This is a genomic window from Thermanaeromonas sp. (genome assembly GCF_021890735.1).
GTDB lineage: Bacteria > Bacillota > DSM-521 > Neomoorellales > Neomoorellaceae > Thermanaeromonas.
In genome coordinates this window covers 1-6131 of record NZ_JAKKUR010000090.1, presented here as the reverse complement: position 1 = coordinate 6131, position 6131 = coordinate 1, and the positions used below count along the sequence as shown (strand labels likewise).

The 6131-nt window shown below is 49.4% G+C and carries 7 protein-coding genes; 1 reads left to right on the top strand and 6 read right to left on the bottom strand.

Annotation, left to right across the window (positions count from 1 at the left end; all coding sequences use genetic code 11):
- Nucleotides 1–483: aminotransferase class I/II-fold pyridoxal phosphate-dependent enzyme (locus L5656_RS10010; protein WP_297202543.1), on the top strand; the 483-nt coding region annotated here is incomplete at its 5' end.
- Between the two features lie 102 nt (nucleotides 484–585).
- Here L5656_RS10010 and L5656_RS10005 read toward each other — a convergent pair.
- The 6 genes from L5656_RS10005 to L5656_RS09980 all read right to left on the bottom strand — a co-directional run.
- Complete coding sequence (locus tag L5656_RS10005) at nucleotides 586–1458, bottom strand: FAD binding domain-containing protein (RefSeq protein WP_297202541.1); 873 nt, start codon at nucleotides 1456–1458, stop codon at nucleotides 586–588.
- Nucleotides 1459–1556: 98 nt separating this feature from the next.
- A complete protein-coding gene (gene ssnA, locus L5656_RS10000) occupies nucleotides 1557–2882 on the bottom strand; it encodes a putative aminohydrolase SsnA (RefSeq protein WP_297202539.1) in 1326 nt (441 codons plus the stop codon).
- Between the two features lie 3 nt (nucleotides 2883–2885).
- Nucleotides 2886–3359 (bottom strand): (2Fe-2S)-binding protein, encoded by a 474-nt coding sequence (locus L5656_RS09995; RefSeq protein WP_428849308.1) that lies wholly within the window; start codon nucleotides 3357–3359, stop codon nucleotides 2886–2888.
- 123 nt (nucleotides 3360–3482) lie between these two features.
- On the bottom strand, nucleotides 3483–3944 hold the full coding sequence (gene xdhC, locus L5656_RS09990) for a xanthine dehydrogenase subunit XdhC (RefSeq protein ID WP_297202536.1): 462 nt from the start codon (nucleotides 3942–3944) through the stop codon (nucleotides 3483–3485).
- Complete coding sequence (gene xdhB, locus L5656_RS09985; protein WP_297202534.1) at nucleotides 3937–4821, bottom strand: xanthine dehydrogenase FAD-binding subunit XdhB; 885 nt, start codon at nucleotides 4819–4821, stop codon at nucleotides 3937–3939. The genes xdhC and xdhB overlap by 8 nt, the downstream gene beginning before the upstream one ends.
- Nucleotides 4822–4916: 95 nt before the next feature.
- Nucleotides 4917–6131: molybdopterin cofactor-binding domain-containing protein (locus L5656_RS09980; protein WP_297202532.1), on the bottom strand; the 1215-nt coding region annotated here is incomplete at its 5' end.

The window sequence follows — 6131 nt, the reverse complement described above, 5'->3', positions numbered from 1 at the left end:
CTGGACGGTTTCTCTAAGACCTATGCCATGACCGGGTGGCGGTTAGGGTATGGCCTTATGCATAAGGATCTGGCCGCCCGCGTTGCCCAGCTCATGGTAAACTCCAATTCCTGCACTGCCGCCTTCGTCCAAATAGCTGGAATCGAAGCCCTAACCGGTCCTCAAGATGCAGTTTACGCCATGGTTGCTGAATTCAAACGCCGGCGGGATATCATTGTAGAAGGATTAAATTCTATCCCCGGTATAACCTGTAAAAAGCCGGTAGGCTCCTTCTACGTTTTTCCTAATGTAAAATCTTTTGGTCGTCCCAGCAAAGAGATCGCTGATTTTCTTCTAGAAGAAGCTGGAGTAGCGGTCTTAGGAGGAACAGCTTTTGGTGAATATGGTGAAGGTTACTTACGTTTATCCTATGCTAACTCAGTCGAAAATATCCAAAAAGCTCTAAACCGCATAGAAGATGTGTTAAAAAAATTGCGTCGGTAAAGTTAGTCCTAGCTTGAGGACGCTTACAAAATTACTTAAAAAGGCCCTCCCTTTATTTAAAAAGGAGAGGGCCTTTTTAAAGGTCAATTTTAAGAGGGCGTTTTAATTAAAAAGGGAGTATAAAGCTTGAGTGGCTGCCTCTAGGGCCCGCCGAACCAGTACCCGTACCATTTCTTTCCTGTACTCACGGGAACCGCGAAGTAAGCTGTCCCGGGGCTGGGCAAGTTCGGCCGCTATCTTGGCCGCCTCTTCTATTTTTTCCTGGCTAACTTTGGCTCCTATCAGAGCTTCCCCTGCCTCCCGGCAGAGGAAGGGCTTAGGGGCTACGGGCGCCACACATATACGCGCCTTTTCCCAGCGGCCATCTTTAATCTGTACTCGTACAGCAACATTAAGAATGGGCAAGGATAAAGCCCGGCGGGGCGAAAGCCGGACAAAGGCCGAAGCCTCTCCCTCTCCCCATCGGGGCACCAAAAATCTTTTTAACAGCTCCCGGGTGCTGTCCACTTTAGAGCGCCCTACTCCTTCATATAAATCTTCTACCGCTACCCTGCTTTTCCCTTGAGGTCCCCATATTTCCGCTTCGGCTCCCAGGGCCACTAGGGCCACCGCGGTATCTGCCGCCGGCTGCGCGTTAACTACATTCCCGGCCAAAGTACCCACATTGCGGATCTGGGGTGAGCCCACCGAAGAAGCCGCCTGGGCTAAGGCAGGAAGCTTTCTCCGGATAAGCGGAGATGTAGCAGCTTGAGTATGGGTTACTCCAGCACCTATGCTTATGGTATCCTCTTCCTCTTGGATAAGGTTTAACTCCGGGATACGGGTTACATCCACGAGAACCCGGGGGCGCAAGCGCTTCTTTTTTATATCTATCATCAGATCTGTACCGCCCGCTATGACTCTGGCCCCTTCATATGCGCTCAACATCTCCAGGCATTCGGATACAGAATTAGGAAAAAGATAACTATAAACCATAGAATGTTATATTCCTCCTTAAGTAGCTGGGTTGCAGGCTAAACACCAAGAACCCGCCACAAACCTGTTAACAACCCCAAGTTATATTTTCCTAATCTCTAAAACCTCTCCCAGAGTTTTTGGGCTAGCTTGCGGGCCCGGGCGGCAATAGCAGCTTCATCCAAGTGCAGAAGCTGCCGGTTGCGCATAAGGATCTTTCCTCCTATGATAGTGGTGTCCACCCGGCCTCCATGGAAGCCAAAAAGCAAATGACCATACCAGTTTTCCGCGGTCAAGGGTGTGGGAGGCTCGTAATCCACCAGAATTATATCTGCGTATGCGCCAGGGACTAGGCGCCCCAACGGGCGGGGGTAAAAGGCTTGCAGGATACGGGCATTATTGGTGAAGGCCATGGTAGGGATCTCCTGCCATCCAGCGCTCGGATCACCGCTTATAAATTTGCGCAGAACATTAGCTACCTTTAAAGATTCAAACATATCGCAGGTATACCCATCAGTACCTAAACCTACTATCACACCGGCAGCCAACATCTCTCCTACAGGAGCGCAGCCCACAGCGTTACCCATATTGGACTCCGGATTATGCACCACCATGGTTCCCGTATCTCGCAGGATACCTATTTCCCTTTCGGTAACATGGACGCAGTGGGCGGCGATGGTACGGGGTCCCAAAACCCCCTTATCCGCCAGCCTTTCCACCACCCGCTTACCCGAGCGTTCCAGAGCATCTTCTACATCCTGGATGCCTTCCGCCACGTGAATATGGAAACCGCAGCCCAGCTCCTCTGCTGCCTCCCGGCAGGCAGCCAATGTCTCATCGGACAGAGTAAAAGATGCATGAAGTCCGAAGGTGGCAGAAAGCAAACCCTCCCGGTTGCGATACTTCTTAATAGCCTCCACGTTCTCTTCTATCCCCTGCCGTGCAACCTCTGGGCCATCCCGGTCAGAGACTTCATAAGCCAAGCAAGTACGTACCCCGGCCTCCTCCACTGCTCTAGCTATAGCGTCCAGGCTCCCTCGTACAGCCCGGGGGCTCGCATGGTGATCAAGTATAGTAGTAGTACCGCACTTAATACAATCAATAAGGGGTAAAAGGGCGCTATAATATACATCTTCCAGGGTTAGGGCCTTATCCAGTCGCCACCACAACCGCTCCAAAATCTCTAAAAAATTGGTGGGAGGAGGATCCTTTAAGGCCATCCCCCGGGCAAAGGTACTGTAAAGATGCATGTGGGTATTGGTCATACCCGGCATTATGATCTTGCCACCAGCATCTAAAAATTCTGCTTCCGGATAAGCCTCCTGTAGCTTCTGAGTAGGACCAACAGCTGTAATCTCGTCCCCTTCTATAGCCACGCCCCCTTCTTCATAATAGGGAGCATCAGGGTCCAAGGTCAAAAGCCGGCCATTGCCTACAATAAGCATCCTTTACTCTCCCCTCGCCATAACTTCTGCCGCTTTCTCTACGGCGCGTACTATTTGGCTGTAGCCAGTACAGCGGCACAGGTTGCCTGAAAGGGCCTCTCTAATCTCATCTTTAGTGGGACGGGGGTTGTTATCCAAAAGGGCCTTAGCGCTCAGGATCATCCCCGGTGTACAGAAACCGCACTGCACGGCACCTTCAGAAATAAAGGCCTCTTGCAGGGGATGGAGCTTTTCCCCTTGAGCCAAACCTTCAATGGTAGTAACCTCCCGGCCTTCAGCTTTAGCCGCAGGGAGAAGGCAGGAAACCACCGCCACTCCGTCTAAAAGCACAGTACAGGCTCCACATTCCCCTTCCCCACACCCTTCCTTAGTACCTGTTAATCCTAAATAATCCCGGAGAAGCTTAAGGAGGGTGATTCCGGCCGGTGCCTCTACTTGGACTTCCTTCCCGTTCACTTTAAGCCTGAACTGCCGCAGAAGACTCCCCTCCCTTCTTCCCAAAAAACCCCAAAACAAGCTTGAACTCGTTCAGAGAGGCTTTTGTTCGGTTGCCTAAACAAGCCTTTCGGTAGTCAAAAACTTGGCGGTAAAATTAAAGGCTTAATCTGCTAGCGCTTTTTCTACAGCCCTTATAATGTTCTGGTAACCTGTGCAGCGGCAAAGATGACCGGACAACTCCCTTTTAATTTCTTCCCTCGTGTACTTTTTACCGCTTTCTACCATAGCCGTAGCTGTAAGAACATAACCAGGGGTACAGAAACCGCACTGGATGGCGCCTTCTTCAATAAAGGCTTTCTGTACCTTGGAAAGCTCACCGTTCTTAGCTATACCTTCGATGGTTACTATATTCTTCCCTTCCGCCCAGACAGCCAAGTAAATACAAGAGTCAATGGGTACACCGTCTATAAGGACGGTACAAGCCCCGCATTCTCCCACTCCGCACCCTTTTTTAACGCCCGTATATCCCAAGCGGTTGCGCAAAACTTCAAGGAGCGATTCGCGGACGTCAACTTCTAAAGTTTCCTGTTTTCCATTTACTACAAAAGAAATCTTCTTAAGCAATTTCCTCGCCCCCTGCTTTTACAATGGCCGCCTTTAAGGCCCTCTGGGTAAGCTCTTCCACCAAGTGCTCCCTGTATTCCTTGGAGGCCCTCCAGGAGGTTCTTGCTTTAGTAGATTTTACGGCTAGCCTTCCAATCTCGGCTATAACCTGGGCGGAAACGCTTTTCCCTTTAGCATAGGCTTCGGCTTCCGGACATCTTAAAGGAGTCGGGCCTGCCACCCCTAGCCCGATCCTTACATCTTCAAAAATAGTGCCTTCCTTTATCTTGCAAAGCACAGCCACGCCCAAAATAGCGATGTCCATGGCTTTACGGGCAGAAAATTTTATATAATGACCTGCATAGCCTATATAATTTTCTGGAGAGATGATGATTTCCGTAAGGATCTCTCCGGGTTTTAAATCCACTCTCCCGGGGCCCAGGTAAAAATCTTGAATAGGGACAATCCTTTCCCCTTGTTGGCCCTTTAATTTGAGTTCGGCATTCAGAACAAATAAGGAAGGGGCGCTGTCCGCCGAAGTGGCGCCGTTACAGATGTTTCCACCTATGGTAGCCACATTACGGATCTGCGGCCCGCCCATGGATAAAGCGGCTTCTGCTAAGATAGGGATGTTTTCTTTGATAACAGGGTCATTGATAATCTGGGTGAAAGTGGACAGTGGCCCGATAATAATCCTTCCGTCCTCAAGTTTGCGGATACCTTCCAAGGATTTTATTTTACGGATGCTGAGTAACTCTGCTTTTTGTATCTTGCCATGATGTATTTTAATCAAAACATCAGTGCCGCCAGCAATAACGATCAAATTAGGATTGTCCGCCAACAGCCTTGTGGCCTCATCTATCGTTTCCGCCTCGAAATAAGCCTTTATATCATACATAAAGCCTATCCTCACCACCTTATCTTTTTACATCATCGCTTCCGTCTGTTCTACACCCATGGCCCCCAAACGTCCCTCCCCACCATCTTAGGCTTTTATATCAACCCGGCTTCTTTAAACTTCTCAAAAACCCGCTGGGGATATAGGGGTAACCGGTTAAAGGCGACACCTGTGGCATCTAAAACGGCATTCCGTATGGCAGGAGCTACAGGCAATACAGGGGGCTCCCCTAAGGATTTATTTCCAAAGGGGCCTGTAGGCTCAAAGGTTTCCACAAAGGCTACCCCGATATCCGGAATATCCATTATGGAGGGTATTTTATAATCTAGTAGGTTGTTGTTAAGGGGCTCCCCGGTCTTCTCATCAAACAACATCTGCTCTAAAAGGGCGTAACCTATCCCCATGCTTACGCCTCCGTGAACCTGTCCCTCGGCCAGTTGGGGGTTAATAATTTTACCGGAATCGTGAACGTTGTATATCTCCAGGATTTCAATCTTCCCCGTCCTCATATCTACTTCTACTTCCACAAAGGTTGCGCCGAAGGTATAAGCGTTCACCCTAGCATTATTGGAAACATCGCTCGTTATGGGTTGGGCAGAAACAAGGTCATAGTAACTCCTTAAAGCTACTTCGGAAAGGGGCATAATCACATTTCCTGTATCTTTATAAACGATATTCTGCTCCTTAATATCCAGAGCATGGGCAGGTATACCGGTCATAGAACATGCGACCTCAAGGATCTTCTGTTTAACTTCTAAAGCTGCTTTCCTCACCGCCATACCTGTAATATAAGTTTGCCTGGAAGCATAGGCACCGGTGTCAAAGGGTGTGATATCTGTATCCTGGGTAGAAATTACATGCACCATATCCACGGGGATACCTAATATCTCAGCGGCCATCTGGGCTAAAACAGTATCGCTCCCCTGGCCTATTTCGGCAGCGCCGATCTGTAATTGTATGGAACCATCCTGGTTCAGGACGATTCTGGCTCCTGCTATTTCCTGGTTCGCCGGGTAGGTCCCAGAAGCGTAACTGAAACAGGCCATCCCTAACCCCCGGCGCCTATAGCCTGTCTGATTTTTATACCGCTCCTTTTTCTCCTCCCACTTAATCAATTCCTTGCCTTTTTCAATGCACTCCCTTATCCCGCAGCTTCTTACCACATTTCCATTCAAGGGATCTACGTAACCCACCTGGACCAGGTTTTTCTTACGGAATTCAATGGGATCCATATTAAGTTTTCTAGCAATATCTTCTAGATGGCACTCCACAGCAAAGGTTATCTGGGGAGAGCCGTAACCCCGCATGGC